At 29.2% G+C, this 26079-nt stretch carries 28 protein-coding genes and 1 tRNA gene; all 29 read left to right on the top strand.

Annotated features, from left to right (window positions below; translation table 11 throughout):
* Nucleotides 1-127 precede the first annotated feature (127 nt).
* The 29 genes from GOQ27_RS01945 to mreD all read left to right on the top strand — a co-directional run bounded on the left by GOQ27_RS01945 (nucleotide 128) and on the right by mreD (nucleotide 26079).
* Nucleotides 128-721: an RNA polymerase sigma factor gene (locus GOQ27_RS01945; protein ID WP_203365131.1), complete on the top strand. Its 594-nt coding sequence runs from the start codon at nucleotides 128-130 to the stop codon at nucleotides 719-721.
* 22 nt (nucleotides 722-743) lie between these two features.
* On the top strand, nucleotides 744-1925 hold the full coding sequence (locus GOQ27_RS01940; protein WP_203365172.1) for a DUF4349 domain-containing protein: 1182 nt from the start codon (nucleotides 744-746) through the stop codon (nucleotides 1923-1925).
* Between the two features lie 150 nt (nucleotides 1926-2075).
* Nucleotides 2076-4754 (top strand): DNA polymerase I, encoded by a 2679-nt coding sequence (gene polA / locus GOQ27_RS01935; RefSeq protein ID WP_203365130.1) that lies wholly within the window; start codon nucleotides 2076-2078, stop codon nucleotides 4752-4754.
* On the top strand, nucleotides 4741-5358 hold the full coding sequence (gene coaE, locus GOQ27_RS01930) for a dephospho-CoA kinase (protein ID WP_203365129.1): 618 nt from the start codon (nucleotides 4741-4743) through the stop codon (nucleotides 5356-5358). Before polA ends, coaE begins: the two co-directional genes overlap by 14 nt.
* 19 nt (nucleotides 5359-5377) lie before the next feature.
* Entirely contained in the window at nucleotides 5378-5935 is a 558-nt protein-coding gene (locus GOQ27_RS01925) for a lytic transglycosylase domain-containing protein (protein WP_203365128.1), read from the top strand.
* A gap of 87 nt (nucleotides 5936-6022) precedes the next feature.
* On the top strand, nucleotides 6023-7792 hold the full coding sequence (locus GOQ27_RS01920; protein WP_203365127.1) for a peptide ABC transporter substrate-binding protein: 1770 nt from the start codon (nucleotides 6023-6025) through the stop codon (nucleotides 7790-7792).
* A gap of 56 nt (nucleotides 7793-7848) precedes the next feature.
* Nucleotides 7849-7935 (top strand) — tRNA-Leu (locus GOQ27_RS01915).
* A 93-nt stretch (nucleotides 7936-8028) separates the two neighbouring features.
* Entirely contained in the window at nucleotides 8029-8967 is a 939-nt protein-coding gene (locus GOQ27_RS01910; RefSeq protein ID WP_203365126.1) for an aminoglycoside phosphotransferase family protein, read from the top strand.
* 78 nt (nucleotides 8968-9045) lie between these two features.
* Nucleotides 9046-10758, top strand: a complete 1713-nt coding sequence (locus GOQ27_RS01905) for a sensor domain-containing diguanylate cyclase (protein WP_203365125.1) — start codon at nucleotides 9046-9048, stop codon at nucleotides 10756-10758.
* A gap of 97 nt (nucleotides 10759-10855) precedes the next feature.
* Nucleotides 10856-11914 carry a DNA polymerase IV gene (gene dinB / locus GOQ27_RS01900; protein ID WP_252187712.1) on the top strand — a complete coding sequence of 353 codons (1059 nt, stop codon included), beginning with the start codon at nucleotides 10856-10858 and terminating at the stop codon, nucleotides 11912-11914.
* Nucleotides 11915-11928: 14 nt separating this feature from the next.
* The gene (locus GOQ27_RS01895) at nucleotides 11929-12750 is read left to right on the top strand and encodes an SPOR domain-containing protein (protein WP_203365124.1); all 822 of its coding nucleotides are present in this window, start codon (nucleotides 11929-11931) and stop codon (nucleotides 12748-12750) included.
* A gap of 1 nt (nucleotide 12751) precedes the next feature.
* Entirely contained in the window at nucleotides 12752-13105 is a 354-nt protein-coding gene (locus GOQ27_RS01890) for a DRTGG domain-containing protein (protein WP_203365123.1), read from the top strand.
* A complete protein-coding gene (locus GOQ27_RS01885) occupies nucleotides 13098-13532 on the top strand; it encodes an ATP-binding protein (protein ID WP_203365122.1) in 435 nt (144 codons plus the stop codon). Before GOQ27_RS01890 ends, GOQ27_RS01885 begins: the two co-directional genes overlap by 8 nt.
* A 63-nt stretch (nucleotides 13533-13595) precedes the next feature.
* Nucleotides 13596-14843, top strand: a complete 1248-nt coding sequence (locus GOQ27_RS01880; RefSeq protein ID WP_203365121.1) for a [Fe-Fe] hydrogenase large subunit C-terminal domain-containing protein — start codon at nucleotides 13596-13598, stop codon at nucleotides 14841-14843.
* A gap of 50 nt (nucleotides 14844-14893) precedes the next feature.
* The gene (locus tag GOQ27_RS01875; protein ID WP_203365120.1) at nucleotides 14894-15229 is read left to right on the top strand and encodes a DRTGG domain-containing protein; all 336 of its coding nucleotides are present in this window, start codon (nucleotides 14894-14896) and stop codon (nucleotides 15227-15229) included.
* Nucleotides 15230-15231: 2 nt separating this feature from the next.
* Nucleotides 15232-15936 carry a PHP domain-containing protein gene (locus tag GOQ27_RS01870; RefSeq protein ID WP_203365119.1) on the top strand — a complete coding sequence of 235 codons (705 nt, stop codon included), beginning with the start codon at nucleotides 15232-15234 and terminating at the stop codon, nucleotides 15934-15936.
* Nucleotides 15933-16475 (top strand): ATP-binding protein, encoded by a 543-nt coding sequence (locus tag GOQ27_RS01865; RefSeq protein WP_203365118.1) that lies wholly within the window; start codon nucleotides 15933-15935, stop codon nucleotides 16473-16475. Before GOQ27_RS01870 ends, GOQ27_RS01865 begins: the two co-directional genes overlap by 4 nt.
* A gap of 314 nt (nucleotides 16476-16789) precedes the next feature.
* Nucleotides 16790-18115 carry an electron transport complex subunit RsxC gene (rsxC, locus tag GOQ27_RS01860; protein ID WP_203365117.1) on the top strand — a complete coding sequence of 442 codons (1326 nt, stop codon included), beginning with the start codon at nucleotides 16790-16792 and terminating at the stop codon, nucleotides 18113-18115.
* A gap of 19 nt (nucleotides 18116-18134) precedes the next feature.
* On the top strand, nucleotides 18135-19139 hold the full coding sequence (locus GOQ27_RS01855; protein ID WP_203365116.1) for an RnfABCDGE type electron transport complex subunit D: 1005 nt from the start codon (nucleotides 18135-18137) through the stop codon (nucleotides 19137-19139).
* On the top strand, nucleotides 19132-19710 hold the full coding sequence (locus tag GOQ27_RS01850; protein ID WP_203365115.1) for an RnfABCDGE type electron transport complex subunit G: 579 nt from the start codon (nucleotides 19132-19134) through the stop codon (nucleotides 19708-19710). The genes GOQ27_RS01855 and GOQ27_RS01850 overlap by 8 nt, the downstream gene beginning before the upstream one ends.
* 18 nt (nucleotides 19711-19728) lie before the next feature.
* The gene (gene rsxE / locus GOQ27_RS01845) at nucleotides 19729-20361 is read left to right on the top strand and encodes an electron transport complex subunit RsxE (RefSeq protein ID WP_203365114.1); all 633 of its coding nucleotides are present in this window, start codon (nucleotides 19729-19731) and stop codon (nucleotides 20359-20361) included.
* A 12-nt stretch (nucleotides 20362-20373) separates the two neighbouring features.
* Nucleotides 20374-20946: an electron transport complex subunit RsxA gene (gene rsxA, locus GOQ27_RS01840; protein ID WP_203365113.1), complete on the top strand. Its 573-nt coding sequence runs from the start codon at nucleotides 20374-20376 to the stop codon at nucleotides 20944-20946.
* A 12-nt stretch (nucleotides 20947-20958) separates the two neighbouring features.
* A complete protein-coding gene (gene rnfB / locus GOQ27_RS01835) occupies nucleotides 20959-21936 on the top strand; it encodes an RnfABCDGE type electron transport complex subunit B (protein ID WP_203365112.1) in 978 nt (325 codons plus the stop codon).
* A gap of 141 nt (nucleotides 21937-22077) precedes the next feature.
* Nucleotides 22078-22329, top strand: a complete 252-nt coding sequence (locus GOQ27_RS01830; protein WP_203365111.1) for a DUF4321 domain-containing protein — start codon at nucleotides 22078-22080, stop codon at nucleotides 22327-22329.
* 9 nt (nucleotides 22330-22338) lie between these two features.
* Nucleotides 22339-22920 carry a nucleoside triphosphate pyrophosphatase gene (locus GOQ27_RS01825; RefSeq protein WP_203365110.1) on the top strand — a complete coding sequence of 194 codons (582 nt, stop codon included), beginning with the start codon at nucleotides 22339-22341 and terminating at the stop codon, nucleotides 22918-22920.
* 11 nt (nucleotides 22921-22931) lie between these two features.
* A complete protein-coding gene (gene radC, locus GOQ27_RS01820; protein WP_203365109.1) occupies nucleotides 22932-23627 on the top strand; it encodes a RadC family protein in 696 nt (231 codons plus the stop codon).
* A gap of 26 nt (nucleotides 23628-23653) precedes the next feature.
* Nucleotides 23654-24706: a rod shape-determining protein gene (locus tag GOQ27_RS01815; protein ID WP_203365108.1), complete on the top strand. Its 1053-nt coding sequence runs from the start codon at nucleotides 23654-23656 to the stop codon at nucleotides 24704-24706.
* Nucleotides 24707-24719: 13 nt separating this feature from the next.
* Complete coding sequence (mreC, locus tag GOQ27_RS01810; RefSeq protein WP_203365107.1) at nucleotides 24720-25556, top strand: rod shape-determining protein MreC; 837 nt, start codon at nucleotides 24720-24722, stop codon at nucleotides 25554-25556.
* Nucleotides 25557-25575: 19 nt separating this feature from the next.
* Nucleotides 25576-26079 carry a rod shape-determining protein MreD gene (gene mreD / locus GOQ27_RS01805; RefSeq protein ID WP_203365106.1) on the top strand — a complete coding sequence of 168 codons (504 nt, stop codon included), beginning with the start codon at nucleotides 25576-25578 and terminating at the stop codon, nucleotides 26077-26079.

Below are 26079 nucleotides of genomic sequence, written 5' to 3'. Positions count from 1 at the left end.
AAAAGTCAAGAGGTTGTTTAGATTATAGTAGACTAGTTATCTATATAAAGTGATATAATTATAATAAATGATGGAACTTTTTTTAGTTATTGTAGGTTTAAGAATATAAGGTGAAAGGGGTGAAAAAATGACCTTAAATGAAAGGAAGTTAATAAAAAGATCTATGAAAGGTGATATAGATGCATTTGAAAAATTAATAGAAGCCCATCAAAAAAGTGCTTATAATATAGCACTTAGGATGTTGAAGAATCCAGAAGATGCAAAAGATGTATCGCAACAAGCTTTTGTTAAAATATTTAAATATATTGATACCTTTAACTTCAAATCATCTTTTACAACTTGGATGTACAGAATCATAGTTAATCTATGTATTGATTATATTAATAAAAATAAAATTAACAATACTTATTCATTAGATAATCCAATCAAAACTGATACTGGGGAAATAAATAGAGAAGTAAAAGACAATACAGATCTTCCAGAAGACATTGTTGAAAAAAAGGAAACAAAGCAAATAGTACATAATGCAATAAATAAGTTAGATGATATACATAGAAGTATTATAATATTAAGAGATATTGAAGATTTTTCTTATAAAGAGATATCAGAAATACTAGAAATTTCAATTGGTACAGTTAAATCAAGAATAAAAAGAGGACGGGATAATTTGAGAGTAATCCTGAAAGAAGAAATGGAACAAAATCCATGGAATTCGGTCTAATATATAAGAAAGGAGGAGGAAAATGGATTGTAATAAATGTATAGAGAATATATCTCCTTATATTGATGACGAGCTAATTCAAGGAGAAAAAGTAGAATTTGAGAAACATCTTAAAGAATGTAAAGAATGCGAGAAAATATATAATGAAACATTAAAGGTAATGAATAGTATAAGAGAAATTGAATATGAACCCTTACCTGATGATTATAAAATAACATTAAGAAGTAAATTAGAGGATGAAAAAGAATACACAAAGAATCCAAAAAATTATAAAAAGTGGATAGGATTAGGAGTTGCTGCTGTATTAATATTTTTTGTGATTATTATGCCAAGTATATATTATTTTTCTAATGACAGTTTAAACATGGACTCAGCAGTAGAGGAAAGTAAAGATATGGATAGTAGTAATGCTAACGAACCCATGAAGCAGAACTTAGGTAATTATGGGGAAATGGATAGTATAGAAATGGCAGATGATGAGACTCAAGACAGGGCTAGAGAAGAAGCACAAATAGATAATAGAAAAATAATTAAAAATGCTCATATAAGAATAGAAGTAATAGAATTTAATAAGACATTAAAAGAAATAACCGACAATATAAATTTAAAAGAAGGATACATTCAAAACTCTGATATTCAAACAATTAATAGGGGCAGAAAAGAATATAAAGAAGGATATATGACTTTAAGAATTCCTCAAAATTATCTAGAAGAAGTTATAGATGATATATCTGCAAAGGGTAAGGTGAATAATCTTTCAATTAATTCTGATGATGTTACTAAGGCATATATGGATACAGAAGCTAGATTGAAAAATCTAGAAGTTCAAGAAAATAGATTAAGAGAGCTAATAGTTAAAGCAGAAAAAATAGAAGATATTTTAAATATAGAAAATGAACTTAGAAGAATAAGAACAGAAATTGAACAGTTACAATCAACTTTAAAAAACTGGGATAATCTTGTATCATTATCCACTATCAACTTACAATTGATTGAAGTTGATACAATTGATAATGAAATTAAACCTGTAGATGATAACATATTATCAGAGGCCAAAAAAGGATTTATTTCTACTATAAATAATATAATAAAAGCTTTACAAACTATATTTATATTTATTATAACTTTTTCTCCAATATTATTTTTAATAATAATAGTAATCGCAGTATTTTTATGGTGGAGAAGAAAGAATAATATTAAATAATTATATATTTGGGTAACAATATAAAGGAGATCTATTTAAATAGATCTCCTTTATTTACTGGGAATGTTTTTTAAGATATACTTTAGTATAGGGTATTTCTATTAGAATTAGAACTATACTAAGAATATTGGATTTAAAGGAGCTGTAAGGATGGATAATAAAAGAGTAGTTTTGATAGATGGTAATAGTTTATTACATAGAGCATACCATGCATTACCACCATTAAAGAATAAAGATGGGTTATATACTAACGGAGTATATGGATTTATGACTATGATATATAAAATATTAGATGATTATGAACCAGGTTATATATCTGTTGCCTTTGATAGGAAAGGACCAACATTTAGACATAAGGAATATACAGACTATAAAGCAGGAAGAAAAAAGACTCCTGATGATCTAGGTATGCAATTTCCAATTTTAAAAGATGTGTTAGATAAAATGAATATTCATAGAGTAGAAATAGATGGATATGAAGCCGACGATATAGTAGGTACATTAGCAAAGCATTGTAGTAATGAGAATATGGATGTTATTGTAGTTACAGGAGATAAGGATTACCTTCAATTAGTTGATGAAAATATTAAAGTATTAATTACTAAAAAAGGTATGACCAATCTTGAGACTTATGATGAAAAGGCTATGTTAGATAGATATGAACTAACTGCTGCTCAATTTATAGATTTAAAAGGACTTATGGGAGATAAATCAGATAATATCCCAGGAGTTCCTGGAGTTGGAGAGAAAACTGGAATAAAGCTTTTGAAAGAGTATGACTCAATTGAAGGAATATATAATAACATAGAAAATGTGTCCGGCAAAAAATTAAAAGAAAGACTTATAGAAAATAAAAGTCAAGCATTTATGAGCAGGAGATTAGGTGAGATTGTTATAAATGTTCCATTAGAAATAAATTTAGAAGAGTTAAAGAAAGAAAAGCCAAATGAAGCAGACTTACTAAAACTATATAGTGAATTAGAGTTTAAAAGTTTTATAGGAAAAATTGATGAGAAAGTTATTGAGGAAGCAAAAGAAAGTCTTCAAATGGATATTAATATATTAGCCTATAAAGAGAACTTACAAAAAGAAGTGAATAACATTAATGAAGGTAATGACTTTATTTTTAAGTTTGTAATAGGTGGAACAGATAGTTTGACAGATGATATTCTAGGATTAGCATTTAAATACAGAGAAAAAGACTCGTTCTATATTTCTTTTAAAAACGAGGAAGACTTAAGAGATAAGTTACCTTTATTAAAGGATATTTTTATAAATCCAAATATCTCTAAGTCTAGTCATGATATTAAGGAAGATATATTAATATTATTTAGATATGGAATTGATATCTATAATATCTCATTTGATACTGTCATTGCTCAGTATTTAATAGAAGCTTCACAAAAGGATTATTCTTTAAAAAATCTAGCTAGTGAATATTTAAATATACATATTAAAAATTCTGATGATTTATTAGGTACTGGAAGAAAGAAAAAATCATTAATCGATATATCAGAAAATGATCTATCAGAATTCATGGCATCTAAATTGAATATTATATATAAAGCCAAAAAGATATTGATGGATAAAATAATAGAGTATGATATGAAAGAACTATATGAAAACATAGAAATGCCCTTAGTAAAAGTTTTAGCAGATATGCAGTTTCAAGGGTTTAAAGTTGATATTAATCAATTAAAAGAGTTAGGAAATGAATTTGATGATAAAATAAATAATCTAACAGAGACAATATATGATTATAGTGGAGAAGAATTTAATATAAATTCTCCTAAACAGATGGGATACATACTATTTGAAAAATTGGAACTTCCAGTTATCAAGAAGACTAAGACAGGATATTCTACAAATGCTGAAGTATTAGATAAATTACATGGTAAACACCCTATTATAGAAAAAATATTAGAGTATAGACAAATAGTAAAATTAAAATCAACTTATGTAGATGGACTTATACCACTGATAAATAAAAAAACAAACAAAGTTCATTCTAGTTTTAATCAGACAATAACTACCACAGGAAGAATAAGTAGCACAAATCCTAATCTTCAAAATATACCAATAAAGACTGAAGAAGGTAGAAAGATAAGAAAAGTATTTGTAGCTGATAATGAAGAACATAAATTAGTAGATGCAGATTATTCACAAATAGAATTAAGAGTATTAGCTCATATTTCAAATGAGTCAAAACTTATTGATGCCTTTGAAAATAAAGAGGATATCCATACAAAAACTGCATCAGAAGTATTTGAAGTTGAGAAAGATGATGTAACTTCTATAATGAGAAGTAGAGCAAAAGCTGTAAATTTCGGTATAGTTTATGGAATAAGTGATTATGGTTTATCTAGAGACTTAAACATTAGCAGAAAAGAAGCTAAGAAATATATTGATAATTACCTTAAAAATTATAATAAGGTAAAAGAATATATGGATGATATTGTAAAAGAGGCTAAAGGTAATGGGTATGTAAAGACTCTTTTAAATAGAAGGAGATTTATTCCTGAATTACAATCTAGGAACTTTAATGTAAGATCTTTCGGTGAGAGAACTGCAATGAATACTCCTATCCAAGGAAGCGCAGCAGACATCATAAAGATTGCTATGTTAAATGTATATAGAGAATTGAAAAATAGAAACTTGAAATCTAAGCTTATATTACAAGTTCATGATGAATTGATAATAGAAACATATAAAGATGAGTTAGAAGAAGTTAAATCATTACTCAAAGATTTGATGGAAAATGCCGTAGAACTGAAAGTACCTTTAACTGTAGATATGCAAGAGGGAGACAGTTGGTATGAAACGAAATAAGTTTAAATTGATTGGGTTAACAGGTGGGATAGCTACTGGTAAAAGTACTGTTTCGAAAATAATAAGAGAAAAAGGATATCCTGTTATTGATGCGGATTCAGTAGCTAGAGAAGTAGTAGAAATAAATAAGCCTGCTTATAAAGATATCGTTGAAACCTTTGGTACTGAGGTGCTTAAAGAAGATAAGAGTATAGATAGGGAAATGTTAGGTGATATAATATTTAAAGATCAAGAATATAGATCTAAGCTAAATAGTATAGTTCATCCAAGAGTTTATCAACGGATTAAAGAATATATTAATGAATTTGAAAATAAAGGCTACGAATTAATATTTATTGATATTCCCTTGCTAATAGAAGTAAAAGACAAGATTAAAAAGGAAGGTATATATTTCGATGAGATATGGCTAATATATGCTGATGAAGAAACTCAATTAAAGAGGTTAATTGAAAGAGACAAATTTGATCGAGAAGAAGCTACTATTAGAATTAATTCCCAAATACCTATTGATGAGAAAAGAAAATACTGTGATACAATAATAGATAATACAAATGACATTAAAGATACAATAAAACAAGTAGAAAATGAAATAAGGAGAGTTTAAAAAAGTTGGGGGGGTATATTTGAATAAAAGAAAATCAAGGAGATTAATTATTTTTATAATACTATTAACAATAGTGATTGTAGGATTTAATATAAAAAATATAGGACGTATAATATATCCTTTGAACTATAAAGATTATATACTGATATATTCTGATAAGTACAATATAGATCCTAATCTAATAGCTTCTATAATAGATGTAGAAAGTAATTTTAATGAAGAAGCAGTATCCCCAAAAGGTGCTATAGGTTTAATGCAAATATTACCTGAAACTGCAAAATGGATAGCAGAACAAAATGATATGAAAGAGTATGAAGATTGGATGCTATATAAACCAGACATTAATATTAAAATGGGTGTTTGGTATGTTGATAATTTGCTAATGCAATTTAAGGACTTAGATCTAGCATTAGCCGCTTACAATGGGGGTAGTGGAAATGTTACAAAATGGCTTCAAGATAAAAAATATAGTGAAGATGGTAAAGAATTAAAAGATATACCATTTAAAGAAACTAAAGATTATGTTAAAAAAGTTAAATTTAAAAAGAAAATTTATAAGTTTCTATATGACTTATAATTCAATAGTAATAGAATTGTAACTTTTTGATAGTAAGAATTTGATATAATATTATCAGTAAAACCTAACAGTTGAGGAGGAGTATAATTGAGAGGACTAAGGATAAAAGCATTAATTATTTTGTTGATTATGAGCATAGCAACTATTGGGTGTGTAGATAGTAACCTCAGTGGTGATAATAACGGAAAGACGAATGAAGAAGAAAAGAACTATGAACCAGAATATGGAGGAGAAATAGCAATACCTATCTCTCCAATAGATACTATAAATCCATTATTAAATAAGAATGAAAGTTTATATAACTTCTATAATTTAGTATATGAGGGTTTATTTACATTTAATGAAAGTCATGATGTGGAAAATGTATTGGTAGATAGTTATAAGATTGAAAATGAAGGCCGGACAATAAATATTAAATTGAAAGATAATGTTAAATGGCATGACGGGGAAAATTTGACTGCCTCCGATGTGAAATTTACTATAGACGTGTTAAAATATGCTGCTAGAAATTCACTATATAGGGATATATTAAATCAATACTATAATTCAATTAGACCAGAAAATATTGAACATATTTTGAGTTTAAAGATAGTTGATGAGAAGAATATCACAATAGATTTTGATAGGAGTTATAGTAATGCACTGGAGAGTTTAACTTTTCCTATATTACCAGAGCATCAATTTACCAATGATGCAGGTGAAAGTTCTTATAAGGAAATATTAGATCAAAAGGATGACTATACTCCAATTGGTACAGGACCATACAAATTTGTAAAATATGAAAAACAAAAATTTATTGAATTAGAATCTAATGATAATTGGTGGAGAGAGAAACCTTATATTGATACTGTGATAGGAAAAATACTAGAAGAGGACGTTGAATTGACTTCATTTAATGCTAGAAATGTTGATTTAGCTAGAGTGTCAGGTAGAGATTGGGAGAAATATGCTGATAATAAGAATACGAAAATTTATGAGTATGTAACAAATAATTATGAGTTCTTAGGTTTTAACTTTAGAAATAAAATATTTCAAGAAAAAGAGGGTAAGACTTTAAGAAAGGCTATTGCCTATGGAATTAATACTAAAAATATTATTGAAAAAAACTATATGGGTCATGCTACTGAATCTGATTTACCATTGCTACACGAATCATGGTTAAGAAATGAGGATGAAACTAAATATCAATATAATCCAGATAAATCTAAGGATTTATTAAAAAAAGCTGGTTTTGTAGACTCTGATAAAGATGGTATATTAGAGACTCCTAGTGGTGAAAAATTAGAATTTAATCTATTAACTAATTCATATAACTCATTAAGAACAGATACAGCAGATATGATAATAGAAGATTTAAAGAAAATAGGAATTTCAGTTATTCCAGATTATAGTAATAAGGATGAAGATAAAGCTTCCAATGAGCAGATTGAAAGTGATTGGGAAACCGTAATTTCTAAGACTAGAAGTGGTAAATTTGATATGGTGCTAATAGGATGGGGGCTCTCAGAAATTCCTGATTTATCCTTTGCATTCCATTCTCAAAAAATAAATGATGGAACTAATTTTATCGCATACAACAATCCTAAAATGGATGAATTATTAGTTAGTGCTTTTAATGCGGAAGATAGAGAAGCTAAGAAAGAAAAATATTCTGAGATACAAAATATATTATTAGAAGATTTACCTTATGTAGGGCTATTGTTCAGGAATGATGCCTTATTGATAGACAATAGAGTAAAAGGGGATATTAACCCTAGAGAATATGATTTATATACAGATGTATATAAATGGTTTATTCCTAAAGAATTACAAAATGATCCATCGAATGAAAATGATGGAACAGAGGAACAAGAGTAATACTCTTGACAAGGCCAGTATTTAGAGTTAAAATATAAAGACAATCTAAAATACTGGCCGTGGTGGTGGAATTGGCAGACACGCTATCTTGAGGGGGTAGTGATCAAAAGATCGTGCGGGTTCGAGTCCCGCCCTCGGCACCAACTTATACCAAAAAAGACAGAGAAGATTCTCTGTCTTTTTACAATATATAAATATGTTTTATATAACTATAAAATTACAATAAGGGGATTAAAATGCTTAATTATACAGAGTATGAAATAAAACAAATATTAGAAGAGGAATTTGGAAAAAAACTAGTTATTCAACCAATCGGAAACCATGAATTAGGTAGACACTTAGTATATAAAGTTAATAACCTATTTTCTTATCCTGTAGTACTTAAGCTCTTTTGTAAAGATAATAGAATAAATAGAGAAATATCCTCTCTAAAATTATTAGCAAATAGTACTATTAAAGTTCCTAAGTTATTGTACCAAGGAACATTAAAGGAAGGAACTGAATGGATAATTATAAATTACTTAGAAGGTAAAAGTCTACATAGTTTGTACAACTTATTAGATGAAAGTGAGAAAATAGATATTTTATATTCTATGGGAGAAGAATTAGGAAAAATACATAATAATAATACATTTGATTTTTTTGGGAATTGGAATAGGTTTGGAGATAGTACAGAGATAAGAAAAGACTTTAAATCAGTTTTTAAGAAACGAGTAGAAATAACAATTGAAAATCTATTATCTCAAGATTTACCTCATATTAAAACTTTCAATGCTGCAATAAGTACTTTAAGAAATAGTTATTATATATTTAGCGATGTTAGGACTTCTAGACTTTGCCACAATGATTATGATGGAAGAAACATATTAGTAGCGAAAAAAAATGATAATTGGATAATAACTGGTGTAATTGATTTTGAACAATCAATTCCATGGGATATTGATTATGAGTTATCATATATACACTATAGACTTAAAGATGAAGGAGTAGAATATCTTAAATCCTTTATTGATGGATATAAAAGCATTTTTGATTATAATTTTAAAATTAGTGAAAAAGCTAGAATGTATTTATTATATAAAGGGATTGAAATATGTAGTTGGTCCTATGAAATTGATAAAAAGTATTATTTAAGAGGATTAAAAATAATAAAAAACAATTTGCAATTTTCTTAAAATTACCACAAATAAAAAAGGTATTTTCCAAAAAAAGTAGAATTATGTAAGTGACAATATAATTTGGGAGGAAGGCAAATGCATCATAATAAATCAAATATATTTAAGTTTATGATTATGATATTGGGGATAGGGATTTTTGCTTATCTTAATATAGCCACTAATGGATTCTCGAGTATAGATATCTTACTATTTGGATCATTACTTTTAGTAGGATTTATTTTAGAAAAAATCTATATAAAAATAGAAGATTTTAAAATTACTTTAGATTCAAGTATTATGTTAGGCTCCTACTTTTTAATGGGTTTAATACCTTCTTTATATTTAATTAGTATTTTAATATTAGTATCTAATTTGATGATTCTAAATATATCTAAATTTAAAGTGTTGAAAGAAATTGGGATGTTTAATTTAGTTTTTATCTTGTCTCATTATACTCTAATGGTGGTAGGTATAGACTTTAATACTCAAAATGAAATTTTATTGATAGTTAATTATATATTGTTTGGTATAGCTGTATTCATATTTAATTGGACTATACTGTATTCAGAAATATTTTTATCAGAAAAAGAAGATATACCTAGAGGTATTAAAGAATCCTTTAAGTGGGATTTGTCTATAAATATTATTGTAATTCCTCTTTCAATTATGCTTGTGATGTCCTATAGAGATTATGGATATTTAGGTATAGGATTATTTACTTTGATATTAATTAGTGCTAATATTATGTTTAGACTATTAAGAAGTCAAATGTTTTTGAATAATGAATTAAAAGTAATTCAAGAGGTTGCCATATCTATAAGTTCTAGACTAGATGAAAATGGTGTCTCAAAGAGTATTTTAAATGGAATAGTTAAACTTATTAATCCTGACTATTGTGCTTTATTATATAAAGAAGACTCAAATTTATATATGGATATAATAGATTATAAAACTGAGTTTCATGATGAAATACTAAATAACGATATAAAGAAAATTGTAAATTCATTGATAGAAAATAAGGAAAAATTTAATTATATGAGTAGTAAAATAATGAATATAAATGAACTAATAAAAATAGGTGTTGAACGATACAATATACCCAAGAAACTAAAGAGTATATTATATCAACCTTTAATAATTGATAAAAAGTTAAGTGGTGTTATTATTGTAGGTAGTAGAAAGTATGATTTCTTCCAAAAAGAACATCTGCAAATTTTTAGTACCTTATCAAATCAAGGGGTTATAGCAATTGAAAATGCTAAACTGTATAAGAGTATTAAAACAAAAGCTGTGACAGATAGCTTAACTGGTTTATATAATCAGGGCCATTTTTTTAATGTGTTAGATTCTTTAACACTAAGTTGTAATGGATGCAATAAAATCAAATGTGATAATTGTAACACTACTAGTTTGGCCGTGTTTGATATTGATAATTTCAAGAAAATTAATGATACATATGGACATCAAACTGGAGATAAGATTCTATGTGAAATTTCAAATATTATAGCCTATAATGTACGCGGAAATGATATTGTATCTAGATATGGTGGTGATGAGTTTACCGTGCTGCTGCCAAATGCTGATCAAAAAAATGCATATATTATTGCTGAGCGAATTAGAAGAGTTATTTCGGAAACTCCATTTTATTCTTTAAACAAAGATTTAATTTCAGTAACTGTAAGTGGTGGAGTATCCGAATATCCTACTTCAGCTGAAAATGGGGCAACTCTATTAGCCTTTGCTGATAGAGCAATGTATATGGAAGCAAAAAGAAATAATAAAAATAAAGTAGGTATTTATGTAAATTAAGGCGCATATGCGCCTTTAATATTTTTGTAAAAATTATTTTTAGTATATAATACTTTAATATCCTAAATTAATATTTTTAGAGTATGGAGGTATCATTTTGAAATATATAATTCATATAGATATGGATGCATTCTTTGCTTCAATAGAGCAGAGAGATAATCCAAAACTAATAGGAAAACCCATAGCAGTGGGAGGACATCCAGACAAAAGAGGAGTGGTCTGTGCGGCATCCTATGAAGCTAGAAAATATGGAGTAAAGTCAGCTATGTCCTCTAGGCGAGCTAAAGCTTTGTGTAAGCATCTAGTATTTGTACCAACTAATAAATATAAATATCAAACAGCTTCGAATCATATAAGAAATATATTTAAGCGCTATTCTTCAAATATAGAACCTTTATCTTTAGATGAAGCATACTTAGAGATTAATGATAACAATCCAATAAAAATTGCTAATAGTATAAAAAATGATATAAAAAAAGAACTTAACTTATCTTGTTCAGTTGGAGTTTCATATAATAAGTTTTTAGCAAAATTAGCTTCGGACATGGATAAGCCTAATGGAATGACTATTATTAATAAAGAGGATTCATTAAATATCTTAAAACCTTTACCCATAAGAAAATTATGGGGAGTAGGACCTAAAACTGAAAAAGCTCTAAACAGAATGGGGATTTATAAAATATCTGATATACAAGATTATGATGAAAAAGTTCTAGTTGACAGGTTAGGGAAAAAAGGAAAGGAATTAATGATGTTTGCAAAGGGAATAGATAATAGGAAAGTAGAAGGGCAATCTTTACCTCAATCTATAAGTGAAGAAAACACCTTTTCTTATGATATAGAAAACTTACAATATATACATGAAAAAATAGACGAATATTCCGTAGATATTCATAATAGAATTATTAAGAAGGGATACAAATATAAAACAATAACTATAAAGTTAAAGTATGATGATTTTTCGATTGAAACTAGGAGCTATTCCTTAGAAAATGCTACTGATGATTTAGATACTTTGAAAAATACATCTCATTTTATAATTAATAATAAATTTACCATAACTAAGAAAATAAGATTACTAGGATTAGGAGTATCAAATTTTATATATCCTAATGATCCTATACAGATAAAAATTAACTTAGATAGTTATTTTTAAAGGGGAGAATGATTATGGGTAGATATAAAAGAAAATACAGGAAAAGACAGACTAGTAAGGACAAGCTGGTTTTTATCGTGCTTTTTGGCATAATATCACCTATAGTTTCTATAATTTTAGGGTTTTTCTTAGTTAAATATATGATATATCCTAAGTTTATTTCTGATAATAATAACTCAGTTACTAATAATAGTGTATTAGAACAGGAAGGCACAGAGGATACTAATTCATCAAATAATCAAGTCAATATAAATAATCTCAATATATTTAGTGTTCAGACTGGTAGTTTTAGCGATTTAGATAATGCAAAGTCATTAGTAAAATCACTAAATAACAAGAATATCCCGGGATATATTGTAAAACTTGATAATTATAAAGTTCTTTCAGGAACATTTTTGAACCAAATAGATGCAGAAGAATACAAGCAATTTCTAAATCAAAATATAGAAGAAATATTTATAAATGAAAATATTATAGAAGGAAAATCCCTCATTAATGAAGAAGTAGAAAAAGAGGCTGTTAAAAAAATATCAGAGTTGATAGATGCATATAGTAAATCTTATATTAATGAAACTACCTTATGGAAAGAAGCTTTAATATCTAAGGATCAATCAAAAGTTAAAGAAATGATTTCGAAGAATAATAAATTATTAGCTGATATCCATAAGGAAATAGAATCAAAAAATGAATTAATATCTAACTTAAATATAATTTTAGATTCTAGAATGAAAATTCAAGAAGAACTTAATAAAGAAAATTTGATAGCCTATTACTCTGATTATAACAAAACATTAATCGAATATATTAATATTATCAGAAAAGATGAGGGGGATTAATATGAAATTAAAAGAGATACAAAAGTTATTAGATGCAAAGGTAGTAACAGGAGAAGAATATTTAGATAAAGAGGTGTATTCAGCCTTTGGATCTGATCTAATGAGTGATGTTTTAGCTTATGTAGATGAAAGTGCTGTTTTGTTGACGGGACTAAACAATCCTCAAATTATACGAACAGCAGAAATGATAGATTTATTTGCAATTATTTTAGTTAGAGGTAAAACTCCCGGGGAAGACTTAGTGGGATTAGCAAAGGATAAAAATATAACCTTAATGACAACTAACCATATTTTGTATACCGCCTCTGGCTTATTATATGGAGAAGGTTTAAAAGGGGTAGATATTAATGGATAAACATCAAGATGATAGCAAGATAAATCTTGAATATGATATTATAAGAAATGATTTTAAAAGAGCTGGTGAAGCATCTAGTGACATTAAATCTATTCTAAAAAAAATTGGTATAGATAGTAAAGTAGTAAGAAAAGTAGCAATTGTTACTTATGAGGCGGAGATGAATATTGTTATACATTCTTATGGTGGAAATATAAAAGTAACAATAAAATCTAATAATATAATAATAGAAGCCTATGACAGAGGTCCAGGAATAGAGAATATCCCTCTAGCCATGAAAGAGGGATATTCTACTGCTACAAATGAAGTTAGGGAATTAGGATTTGGAGCTGGAATGGGACTACCTAATATTAATAAATGTGCAGATGATTTTAAAATTAAATCGACTCCTGAAGGAACAAGACTATTAATAACAATAAATTTTTGATATTATTAAAATAGTTATAAAATTTTAAATATTAAAACGAATTAGAAGGTGGGGATTATAGTAATGGTATTTCATTCTGTAGTTCTTGATGATGAGTACTGTAAAGGGTGTACAAATTGTTTGAAAAGGTGTCCTACGGAGGCTATTAGAATAAAGGATAAGAAAGCAGATATATTAAAAGAAAGATGTATTGATTGCGGTGAATGTATTGTAGTATGTCCATATCATGCCCAAGATAGTATTACAGATGATATAAGGGATTTAAATAAGTTTAAATTTAATATAGCTATACCATCTACCACGTTATATGGTCAATTTCCACTAGAGATAAACATTGATAGAATATATCAAGGGGTTAAGGACTTGGGATTTAATTATGTTTATGATGAAGGTAGAGCTGCAGATATTATAGCAATAACATTTGATGATATTTTAGAAAATAGAACAAAAAACCTTCCCTTAATTTCTTCTTTATGTCCTGCAGTTATTCGGTTAATTCAAATAAGATTTCCTTCGCTAATTGAGAATATTATGAGAGTTGAATCTCCTATGGAGATAGCGGCAAGAATGGCAAAAAAAGAGGTTATGAATAAATATGATATACCTTTAGATGAAATTGGAGCATTCTATTTAACTCCATGTCCTGCTAAATATACTAGTATTAAAGAACCCTTAGGAATAAAAAAGTCATATATGGATGGAGCTATTGCCATAAAAAAGGTATATGGTGACTTAATTAGAAATGAAAAGAAGATTCGAGAGGAAGAAAAATTTAGTAAAGGAAGTTCAAAAGGTATTGGATGGTCAAGAGTTGGGGGACAAAGTATGACCATGGGCATAAAAAAATATGTTGCAGTTGATGGAATTGGCAATGTAATAAAAGTTTTAGAAGAAATTGAAAATGGAAATCTAAATGATATTGAGTTTTTTGAAGGTTATGCTTGTGTAGGAGGATGTGTAGGAGGACCTTTAAATGTAGAAAATCCTTTTATAGCCAAAAGTAGAATAAGACAGATATATGAAGATGATAAGTATGTGATAGAGCGAACTCCAGAAGAGATAAAAGAATTGAAAAAATTATTTAATTCTGGATATTTATCATGGACAGAGGAGATAGCACCAAGAGGTGCATTGAAAATAGATGATGATATATTTAAAGCATTTACCAAAATAGAAGAAATAAATAAAATCACTCAATCTCTACCCGGGCTAGATTGCGGTTCATGTGGAGCACCTAGCTGTAGATCCTTAGCAGAGGACATAGTATGTAGAGGAACTAGTATAGAAAATTGTATTTTTATGATCAAATAATACTAAATAACTTTATTGATATAAAAAAATTAATAATAGAGGTGAAGTTAATGAAAATTACCCAAATAATAGAAAATTTAAATTTAGAGTTATTATCCGGTGATAAAGGAATGGAAAGAGAAATAAAGGGAGTTTATTCCGGAGATTTACTAAGTGTAGTAATGGCTAATGCAAAAGAACAACAGGTATGGTTAACTGTTCAAACTCATATTAATGTAGTAGCAATTGCAGCCTTGATAGATATAGCTGCAATTATAGTTGTGGAGAATATGGATGTAGAAGAAGAAACTATAAAAAAATCAAATGCTTTAGGAATACCAATTTTAAAAACTAATAAGACATCCTATGAAATAGCTGTAGAACTATATAAACTAGGTATAGATTAATAATGAAGTTATATTATGACCTGCACATCCACTCAGCCCTATCACCTTGTGGGGATGACAGTATGACACCTAATAATATTGTTAATATGGCATATCTTAAAGGTTTAGATATATTAGCCATTACAGATCATAATTCATACTACAATGTAGAAACTTTAATTGAACTAGGAAAATCAAAGGATATATTAGTAATACCTGGGATGGAAGTTACAACTCTTGAGGATATTCATTTATTGTGTTATTTTGATAGCATTAACTCATTAAAAGAGTTTGGAGAAAAAATATTTAACAGCCTACCTAGTATTGATAATAACAAAGAGTTATTTGGAAATCAGCTAATTTTAGATAAAGAGGATAATGTAATTGGTGAAATACAAAAATTACTGATAAATGGAAGTGAATTTTCAATAGATAGAATCTATACAATGGTAGAAGAGAAAAATGGAGTTGTTATTCCTGCCCATGTAGACAAGAAAAGTTATAGCATATTATCTGTTCTAGGATTTATACCAGAACAATTTAATGTAAAATTTGTAGAAATTAAAAACAAATCATATTGTAATAAATTGATAGAAAGTTATAGATATATTTATAATTCTGATGCTCATTATTTAGGTGATATTAATGAAGCAACAAATCAACTTGACATAAAAGAAAAGAGTATAGGAGAAGTGCTAAAATATTTAAAAATGAGGGATAAATATTGAAGGAACTTTCATTACACATATTAGATATTATACAAAATTCTATTGTAGCAAAGGCCACTATGATAAATGTTGATATTAGTGAAGATATAAAAAACAATAAATTTTCAATAGGTATAAAAGATAATGGCATAGGTATAAAAAAAAATATATTAAATGATGTATTAAATCCCTTTGTTACCACAAGGAAAACAAGGAAAGTTGGACTAGGACTATCATTATTTAAAGCTACTGCTGAAAGGTGTAGAGGAAAATTAATATTAAACTCAAAGGAAAATGTGGGGACAGAAATTTATGTTGAAATGGAATATAACAATATTGATAGACCACCACTTGGCTCTATTGAGGATACTCTGATATCTATATTAAGTGGTGAAGGTAATGAAATTGATATTGAATATACACATAATGTAAATGGTAATATATTCACTTTTGATACAGTAGAAATAAAAAAAATGATTGATGGTGTGGAAATCACATCTCCTGAGATTATATTATGGTTAAAAGATTACATTAAAGAAAATATAAGGGAATTATATTAGATATAAGTATGAAAATAGTTAATTATTAATATAAATTAAAAAAATAATTAACTATTGAGTCTAATCTTCTTGTAAATTTCGACAAAAAAATGATATAATTGACTCAGTGATTATTGATATTGTATACAATAAACTTTGTAGAAATTGTAACAATCTATAGAGGTATAACAAGTCTAGTAGTTTAATAATGCATAAATATTAGCCTTGGTTAACACTCATTAGGCATATAATATTTTTTTTGTGATTAAAGTACTTTGTATACACAAATTTATTAATTTATTTGTATTATAAAATTTTTAAAAGAGGTGAAGTATATGAATTTAAAGGCTCATACTTTTAAAGGTGGAATTCATCCTCCACATTTTAAAAAAGCTACTGAGAAATTAGCAGTCGAAAAGGCACAAGAACCTAAAATTGTTTTCATACCAATGCACCAGCATATAGGTGCCCCATGTGATCCAGTTGTAAAGGTTGGGGATAAGGTTAAAATTGGTCAGAAAATAGGAGAAGCTAAAGCTTTTGTTTCAGCTCCAATTCATTCTAGTGTTTCTGGTACTGTGAAAAAAATTCAACAATTAGATACACCTACAGGAAAAGCAGTTACTATAGTAATAGAATCTGATGGTCTAAACGAGATTCATGAAAGCGTTGCACCTAAAGGTGATATCAAGAACTTAAGTAAAGAAGAAATTGTATCCATAATCAAAGAGGCAGGTATAACAGGAATGGGAGGAGCAGGGTTCCCTACTCATGTGAAGTTATCCCCTCCTCCAGAGAAGAAGATTGATACTGTAATCTTAAACGGAGCAGAGTGTGAACCTTATCTAACTGCTGACCATAGACTTATGTTAGAACAGCCAGATATGATAATTAAGGGTCTAAAGGCTATTATGAAAGCAGTAGATGTTAAAAAAGGTTATATTGGTATTGAAAATAATAAGCCTGATGCTATTGAAATCATGATAAAAGCAGCTTATAAAGAGCCAGAGATTGAAATAGTACCTTTAGAAACTAAATATCCTCAAGGAGACGAAAAAAGACTTATATATGCTGCAACTAATAGAGAAGTTCCAGCAGGAGGACTACCAATGGATGTTGGGGTAGTAGTAAATAATGTAGGTACAGCTCATGCAATAGCAAATGCTATAGAAACAGGAATGCCATTAGTAGAGAGAATTGCAACGATTACAGGTAGTGGTATTAAAAATCCTAAAAATTTATTAATAAAAGTGGGAACTCCATTTAATGAAATAATAGATCAATGTGGAGGATTTAAGGACAACCCTGGAAAAATTATCATGGGCGGACCAATGATGGGACTAGCCCAGTTCTCAACAGAGGTTCCTGCAATAAAAGGTACATCAGGAATTTTAGTTTTAGATGAAAAAGATGCAAAAATTCCAGATCCAGATCCATGCATAAGATGTGCTAAGTGTGTAGATATTTGTCCTGTTAATCTACAACCATTATTCATAAGTAAATTATCTCTTAAAAAGATGTATGACGAAGCAGAAAGTTATAATCCTTTAAGTTGTATTGAATGTGGTTCTTGTTCATTTATATGTCCATCGAAAAGACCATTGCTTCAATCAATAAGAGTAGCTAAAAAAGAGATAATTTCTAAGAGGAGAAAGAACTAATATATAGGAGGGGACTAGTATGGAAAAGATATCAAAGGGTTCATCTTCAGCCCGTTCAGGGTCAGAAGAAACCACTTCTAGTAAGAGAAATATATTATATGGTTCTTCTTCGCCTCATTTAAGGTCAGAAGAAACCGTATCAAGAGTTATGATTGACGTATTAATTGCGTTATTACCTGCAGCTTTAGCAAGTATTTATTTCTTTAGATTTAATGCAATCAAACTGATTGGACTAGCGGTAATAACTGCAGTAGTTACAGAATGGGGACTACAAAAAATAATGAAAAGACCTGCATCAATTAAAGATTTTAGTGCTGTTGTTACAGGACTATTATTGGCCTTTAATATACCCGCTTCTGCACCATGGTGGATACCTGTGGTAGGTTCAGCATTTGCTATAGCAATAGCTAAACAAGCCTTTGGAGGATTAGGAAATAACTTTATAAATCCAGCATTAGCAGCAAGAGCAATGTTACTTGCATCATGGCCAGTTATTATGACAAACTGGGTAACACCAGGAGCTGATGCAATAAGTACAGCAACTCCCCTAGCAATATTAAAAGGAGAAGCTGAAGGAACATTACCATCTATTACAAAGGTTTTAGTAGGTAATATAGGAGGATCTTTAGGAGAAACATCTGCTTTATTGCTTATCTTAGGTGGATTATATTTACTATATAGAGGAGTTATAAACTGGAGAATTCCTGGAAGTTATATTGCTACAGTAATGGTAATGACCATATTATTAGATGGTGGAATAACAAATATGATATATCATACTCTATCTGGTGGATTAATGTTAGGTGCATTCTATATGGCTACTGATTATTCATCATCACCAGTAACACCAAGGGGACATATTATATTTGGTATTGGTTGTGGACTGTTGACATCAATTATAAGATTGTATGGTGGATATCCTGAAGGTGTTTCTTATTCAATATTATTAATGAATGTTGCAGCACCGCTAATTGATAAATATACAGCTCCGAAAGTATTTGGGGAGGTGAAGCAAAATGCGTGAGATCATTAAATTAGGACTTATTTTATTATTAATTACATCTATTTCAGCAGTGGTATTAGGTTTAACAAATGATATAACAAAAGGTGAAATAGCTGAAGCTGAAGCTCTAGTAAGTGAAGAAGCAAGAATGGCTGTATTACCAGATGCTAGTAAATTTGAAGAAGAAGATACGGATGAAATAACTCAAATAGTAAAAGATAACGAAAATATTTTAGAAGTATATAGAGGACTATCAGATAATGAAGAAGTAGTAGGATATGCAATAAAAACTGCTTCTCCTGGATATGGTGGTAACGTAGAAGTTATTACTGGTCTTTCTATAGATGGAAAGATTACAGGAATGAATGTTGTTAGCCATCAAGAAACACCAGGACTAGGTGCAAATGCTACAACTTCAGATTTCCAAAGTCAATTTAAAGAGAAGCCAGCAGATAATGAAATAGTAGTAACAAAGTCAACACCTCAAAATGATAGTGAAATCCAATCATTAACAGGAGCTACAATAACTTCTGATGCTGTTGTTAAAGGTGTAAACATGGCAAGAGAACTTTATAATAATAATTTAAAATAAATTCTTGGGGGTGAAGAAATGAATTTAATGAAAACATTTAAAAATGGATTACTTAATGAAAATCCAGTGTTTGTTCAGTTGCTAGGTATGTGTCCAACCTTAGCTGTAACTACTTCGGCCACAGATGGTATGGCTATGGGTCTTGCAACGACAACAGTTTTATTAGCATCAAACCTTGTTATATCATTATTTAGAAAGGTTATACCAGATAAAATACGTATACCTTCTTTTATAGTTATCATTGCAACATTTGTTACTTTAATCGGTATGTTCATGCATGCGTATGCCATGAGTTTATATAAATCATTAGGATTATTTATACCTCTTATTGTTGTTAACTGTTTAATATTAGGTAGAGCGGAATCCTTTGCTTCAAAAAATAAACCTGTGGGGTCAATAGTTGATGGTCTAGGTATGGGATTTGGATTTACAATTGCATTAACTGTATTAGGAATAGTGAGAGAAATATTAGGGGCAGGAAGTATATTTGGAATTCAATTATTAGGAGAATCATTCAAACCTGCAATAATAATGATATTACCTCCTGGAGCATTCTTAGCCCTAGGATTATTAATAGGATTATTAAATTATGTGAATAAATTAAGAAAAAATAAAGCTGACAATCAAGAAGCAAATAAAAGTGTAGCTTAGGAGGGATAATGAATGGAATTACTTACAATAGCAATTAGTGCAATGCTAGTGAATAACTTTATATTGTCTAAATTCTTAGGAATATGTCCATTCCTTGGAGTTTCAAAAAAAGTTGAAACTGCTACAGGTATGACAATGGCAGTGGCATTCGTTATGACTCTAGCATCTATTATGACATATTTTATACAGGTTGCAGTATTAGAACCTTTGGGACTTGAATTCTTGCAGACAATAGCATTTATTTTAATAATAGCATCATTAGTACAATTTGTAGAGATGTTTATCAAAAAGGCGAGTCCCACGCTATATGAAGCCTTAGGAGTATATCTTCCACTTATAACAACAAACTGTGCTGTATTAGGATTAACATTATTAAACATTCAAGAAAAATTCAATTTATTAGAAACAATAGTTCATGGAGTTTTTGCTGCTATAGGTTTTGGTTTAGCAATTATTCTATTTGCAGGTATTAGAGAAAGATTGGCATTAGCTGATGTACCTGAATCATTAGAGGGGTTCCCTATTGCTTTGATTACAGCAGGATTAATGTCCATAGCATTTTTAGGTTTCGCAGGATTAGTATAGGAGGTGAAGTTGATGATAGAAAGTATACTTTTACCAGTTGTCAGTTTAGGAGGACTGGGTTTAATATTTGGAAGTGGTTTAGCAGTTGCATCTAGAGTTTTTGCAGTGGAAGTTGACCCAAAGGTAGAGAAAATAAGATCAGCTTTGCCAGGAGCTAACTGTGGTGCATGTGGATATCCAGGATGTGATGCATTTGCAAATGGGGTTGTGTTAGGTGAAGCTCCAGCAAATGGATGCCCTGTTGGAGGAGCAGATACAGCAGAAAGAATTGGCGAGATTATGGGTTCGGAAGTAGGTGCTGTAGAACGAAAGGTTGCAAGGGTTATATGTAATGGTACTACATGTAATGCAACAGAAAAATTTGAATATAACGGAATAAAAGATTGTAAAGCTGCAGCACTGGTACAAGGAGGAAGTAAATCTTGTCAGTACGGTTGCTTAGGTTTAGGTACTTGTTATGATGTATGTCCTTTTGATGCTATAACAATTGAAGATGGTATAGCTCATGTAGATCCAGATAAATGTACTGCTTGTGGGAATTGCCTAGATGCATGTCCGAAGAATGTAATAGAATGGGCTCCATATGAGCAAAAAGTTGTAGTAGATTGTAATAGCAAGGAGTTTGGTAAGGATGTAAAGGTAAAATGTACAACAGGGTGTATAGGTTGTCAAATATGTGTAAAAGCATGTCCTTTTGATGCAATGGAATTTGAAGACAAACTTGCTAAAATCAACTATGACAAATGTACCAATTGTATGGTATGTGCAGAGAAGTGTCCAACTAATGCTATTTGGGCAGACTTTAGTGAAAGAAAAACTGCAGAAGTAATAGAAGATAAATGTATTGGATGTACTATATGTGCGAAGAAATGTCCAGTTGATGCAATAGATGGAGAATTAAAAAAGGTTCATGAAGTAGATCCAGATAAATGTATTGGATGTGGAGTATGTGAAGAAAAATGTCCAAAAGATGCAATAATAATGAAATAAAAAATAAAATGCGACATATGTCGCATTTTATTTTTTTGCTTAAATAACAATAAAATACATAAATTGTTACTTGTAAATATATCATCTAAATGGTAAACTTTATATGTATAATTATGTTATTTTAACATTAGGGAGGAGAAAATGAAAACATCTTATAGAAGCACCTGGATATTCTTATTGCTAATACTAGTAGGTATTGTAGTTGGTGGTATTTTAGGAGAAGTTTTAGGACAAGAACTGAGCTTTTTAAATAAAGGCTATCAAATAGGCTTAAAGCCTCCCTTTACTCTTGATTTAAATGTTATGCAATTGACATTTGGATTTTTAATTGATGTTAATGTAGCAAGTGTATTAGGGATTTTAATAGCTATATTAATTTTTAGAAAAATGTAGGTGATTAGTTTGGAAAAAATAGTTTTAGCTTCATCATCTCCTAGAAGAAAGGATATCTTACAAAAATATAATATAACTTTTGATATTATTACTAGTGATATAATAGAGAATATCGATAATAATGATTTACCATCAATAAGTGTTATGTCTTTGGCATTTCAAAAAGCAATTGATGTATGTAAGAAAATCGATAGTGAAAGTATAGTTATTGCAGCGGATACTATTGTATATTTTAAAGGAGAGGTTCTTGGTAAACCTAAGAATAAAGATGAAGCAAGAGAGATTTTGAGAAAGCTAAGTGAACAGACTCATTCTGTTTATACCGGTATAGCAATTATAAAAGCCAATACAAATAAAAAAATTGTCGATTATTGTGAAACAAAAGTTAAATTTAGAAGACTTGAAGATGAGGATATTGAAAAATATATTTCTGGTTCAGAATATGTAGATAAAGCAGGAAGTTATGCAATACAGGGTAAAGGAGCACTATTTGTTGAAAGTATCGAAGGATCATATTCTAATGTTGTAGGGTTACCGATAGTTAAATTAGATACTCTTCTAAAAAAGTATTTTAAAATTACTTTAATGTAAATGGAGGAAAAATGGAAGAAAGAACAGGCTATACTATCAAGCAGTTACCATTAGATGAAAGACCTAGAGAGAAACTTTATGATAAAGGTCCAAAAGAACTGTCAAATACAGAATTGCTAGCTATAATAATTAGAACAGGAAATAGAAAACAATCTGCTATAGACTTGGCAAGAGGTGTTCTTCATTTAGAAGGTGATGCTCTTCAATTTTTGAGAAATGCAACTATGGAAGAACTAACTAAACTCCAAGGTATAGGGAAATGTAAAGCAGCTCAAATATTAGCTGCTGTAGAACTAGGTAAAAGAATATCCTCTAAAGATATTATCAAGCCTAGAAAGATCACTTCACCTCAAGATGTAAGTGATTATATGATGGAAGAAATGAAAGATTATAAAAAAGAGTTTTTTAAAACAATTATGCTTGACACTAAAAATAATATAATTTGTTACGAAGATATATCTGTAGGGAGTCTGAACTCTTCAATTGTACACCCTAGAGAGGTTTTTAACAGAGCAATTAAAAGAAGCAGTGCATCTATAATATTAGTTCACAATCACCCTAGTGGAGATCCCACACCTAGTAAAGAAGATATTAATATTACTAGAAGATTAATTGAAGCTGGACAAATTATAGGAATAAGGGTATTGGATCATATTATAGTTGGAAACAAAAAATATATTAGTTTAAAAGAAGAAGATATTATTTAGATGAGACGAGGAAGGAGCAAAAGATAATGGGATTTTTTGGAGTATTCTCAAAAGATATGGGTATTGATTTAGGAACAGCTAATACATTAGTTTTTGTAAAAGGAAAGGGTATAGTGGTGAGAGAACCATCAGTAGTTGCTATACAGACTAAATCAAATGAGGTTTTAGCTGTTGGATCTGAAGCAAAAAGAATGATAGGTAGAACACCTGGAAATATAGTAGCAATTAGACCAATGAAAGATGGGGTAATTGCAGATTTTAATGTAACAAAGAGTATGATTGAGTATTTTTTAAAGAAAGCATATCAAAGAAAGAACCCACTTTCTCAACCTAGAGTTGTAGTATGTGTGCCTTCAGGTGTAACTGAGGTTGAAAGAAAAGCAGTAGAGGAAGCTGCGGAACAAGCCGGTGCTAGAGAGGCATATCTTATAGAAGAACCAATGGCAGCAGCTATAGGTGCTAACTTACCAGTTCAAGAACCAACTGGAAGTATGGTTGTAGATATAGGTGGTGGTACCACTGAAGTTGCTATTATATCATTAGGTGGTATTGTAACCAGCAAATCCATTAGAGTAGGTGGAGATGAGCTAGATGAATCAATAGTACAATTCATAAAGAAGCAGTATAACTTAATGATAGGGGAGAGAACAGCTGAAGATATTAAGATTCAAATTGGTTCTGCCCTATTAAGAAATGTTGGTAAAGGAAGTTTATCTATAGATTCAAAAATGAAAATTCGTGGTAGAGACTTAGTTTCAGGTCTTCCAAAAGTAGTTGAAATAACAGCAAAAGAAATACAAGAAGCTTTAAAAGAGCCAGTAGCAAATATAATAGAAGCAATAAAATATACACTAGAAAAAACTCCACCAGAACTAGCAGCAGATATCATGGACAAAGGTATCATGTTGACTGGAGGAGGAGCCTTACTTGATGGTTTAGATAGACTAGTTAAAGAAGAAACAGGAATGCCTGTCAATATAGCAGAAGATCCATTAGATTGTGTAGTACTTGGAACTGGAAAAGCTGTTGAAGATATTGATATGTTAAGAAGAGTTTCAACTAGTTCAAAAAGGAGATAAGTTGGTGATATAAATGTCTATATTTAAAAAATATGGAAGCAGAATGATAGTAACAATTGTTACTATCATTCTGCTTATAACTATAGGGATAACTGCAAATGATCGTGAAAGAATTAGTAATATCGAAAATAAAATAGGAAAAATAATAACTCCTGTACAAGGGGTGTTTTATCGTGTCGGAGATGTTATAGGAGACAAATTTTCATCTGTTAAAGAGTATATCAATCTTAAAGAAAAGAATGCTAAACTAGAAAAAGAAGTAAAAATACTTAGAGAAGAAAACAGAAAAATCCTTGAAGTTGTTTCCAAAGAAGAATATCTTAAAAATGAGATGATGTTAAAAGAAAGTACTGAGTATGATATGATATCTACTAGAATTATATCTAGAGATCCGGAAAATTGGTTTAACAATTTTGTAGTTAATAAAGGCTCTAAAGATGGAGTATCAAAAAATAGTCCAATAATTCAAGCAATTGAGACAGATGAGGGAGTTATTGAAGAAGGTTTAGTCGGTATAGTTATTGAAGTTGGAGATAATTGGTCAAAGGTTCTACCTATAATAGACACTGGAAGTAATGTTAGCTATAAGGTAATAAGAACACAGGATTTTGGAGTAGTAAGTGGAAGTATAGATCAGACAATGAATGGATTTTTATTTGATATAGATGCAGAGGTTGTTAAAGGAGATAAGATAATTTCTTCTGGGATGGGAGAGGTATTTATTCCTGGACTTTATTTAGGAGAAGTAACTGATGTTAGAATGAAAGAAGAAGAATTGAAAAAAGAGATAACAGTAAAGCCAGCAGTAGATTTTCATAAAATAAATAATCTGTTTATTATAAATAAGTAATAAAAAAGGAGATAAGAAATTGAGGATATTTAGTATAATTGCGTTATTTTTATTAAGCTTCATTTTACAATCTACAGTATTTCAATATATAGCTATATTTGATGTGATTCCTAATACTAATTTGATACTTATTATATTAGTAGCCCTCTTTAAGAATAAGAAAGTTGGAGGAACAGCTGGACTTATCATTGGATTATTGCAAGATATATTGTTTGGAAATGCTATAGGAGTTCATGGGCTTATATACTTTAGTATTGGATATTTCATTGGAGTAATTAATCCTACTGTATCAAAAGATAATGCTATATCTTCGTTTATATTAACTTTTTTATTTACAATAATCTCAAATATTATGTTTTTTTTCATATATTATTTTTCATCAGTGAATATAACATTTGTAGAAATGATAAGGGAAATAGCAATAATAGAAGCTATTTACAATGGAGTTTTATCCATTTTATTATATAAAGTAATGAAAAAATTATTTATATCTCCTAATTTAAGATTCAGTAGAAGGGGTTGA

Source organism: Anaeromonas frigoriresistens, from assembly GCF_016820655.1.
GTDB classification, from domain to species: domain Bacteria; phylum Bacillota; class Clostridia; order Tissierellales; family SIT17; genus Anaeromonas; species Anaeromonas frigoriresistens.
The sequence above is the reverse complement of the archived record's forward strand: the minus strand, read 5'-3'. Positions and strand labels throughout refer to the sequence as shown.

Coding starts and splice junctions, on each gene's coding strand:
- GOQ27_RS01815 (WP_203365108.1), top strand. CDS start 23,654: ATGGGATTTTTTGGAGTATTCTCAAAAGATATGGGTATTGATTTAGGA.
- GOQ27_RS01870 (WP_203365119.1), top strand. CDS start 15,232: ATGAAGTTATATTATGACCTGCACATCCACTCAGCCCTATCACCTTGT.
- GOQ27_RS01875 (WP_203365120.1), top strand. CDS start 14,894: ATGAAAATTACCCAAATAATAGAAAATTTAAATTTAGAGTTATTATCC.
- GOQ27_RS01855 (WP_203365116.1), top strand. CDS start 18,135: ATGGAAAAGATATCAAAGGGTTCATCTTCAGCCCGTTCAGGGTCAGAA.
- rnfB (WP_203365112.1), top strand. CDS start 20,959: ATGATAGAAAGTATACTTTTACCAGTTGTCAGTTTAGGAGGACTGGGT.
- coaE (WP_203365129.1), top strand. CDS start 4,741: ATGAAACGAAATAAGTTTAAATTGATTGGGTTAACAGGTGGGATAGCT.
- GOQ27_RS01905 (WP_203365125.1), top strand. CDS start 9,046: ATGCATCATAATAAATCAAATATATTTAAGTTTATGATTATGATATTG.
- radC (WP_203365109.1), top strand. CDS start 22,932: ATGGAAGAAAGAACAGGCTATACTATCAAGCAGTTACCATTAGATGAA.
- rsxC (WP_203365117.1), top strand. CDS start 16,790: ATGAATTTAAAGGCTCATACTTTTAAAGGTGGAATTCATCCTCCACAT.
- GOQ27_RS01880 (WP_203365121.1), top strand. CDS start 13,596: ATGGTATTTCATTCTGTAGTTCTTGATGATGAGTACTGTAAAGGGTGT.
- GOQ27_RS01850 (WP_203365115.1), top strand. CDS start 19,132: ATGCGTGAGATCATTAAATTAGGACTTATTTTATTATTAATTACATCT.
- GOQ27_RS01945 (WP_203365131.1), top strand. CDS start 128: ATGACCTTAAATGAAAGGAAGTTAATAAAAAGATCTATGAAAGGTGAT.
- rsxA (WP_203365113.1), top strand. CDS start 20,374: ATGGAATTACTTACAATAGCAATTAGTGCAATGCTAGTGAATAACTTT.
- rsxE (WP_203365114.1), top strand. CDS start 19,729: ATGAATTTAATGAAAACATTTAAAAATGGATTACTTAATGAAAATCCA.
- GOQ27_RS01830 (WP_203365111.1), top strand. CDS start 22,078: ATGAAAACATCTTATAGAAGCACCTGGATATTCTTATTGCTAATACTA.
- GOQ27_RS01885 (WP_203365122.1), top strand. CDS start 13,098: ATGGATAAACATCAAGATGATAGCAAGATAAATCTTGAATATGATATT.
- GOQ27_RS01895 (WP_203365124.1), top strand. CDS start 11,929: ATGGGTAGATATAAAAGAAAATACAGGAAAAGACAGACTAGTAAGGAC.
- GOQ27_RS01890 (WP_203365123.1), top strand. CDS start 12,752: ATGAAATTAAAAGAGATACAAAAGTTATTAGATGCAAAGGTAGTAACA.
- polA (WP_203365130.1), top strand. CDS start 2,076: ATGGATAATAAAAGAGTAGTTTTGATAGATGGTAATAGTTTATTACAT.
- mreC (WP_203365107.1), top strand. CDS start 24,720: ATGTCTATATTTAAAAAATATGGAAGCAGAATGATAGTAACAATTGTT.
- GOQ27_RS01910 (WP_203365126.1), top strand. CDS start 8,029: ATGCTTAATTATACAGAGTATGAAATAAAACAAATATTAGAAGAGGAA.
- GOQ27_RS01940 (WP_203365172.1), top strand. CDS start 744: ATGGATTGTAATAAATGTATAGAGAATATATCTCCTTATATTGATGAC.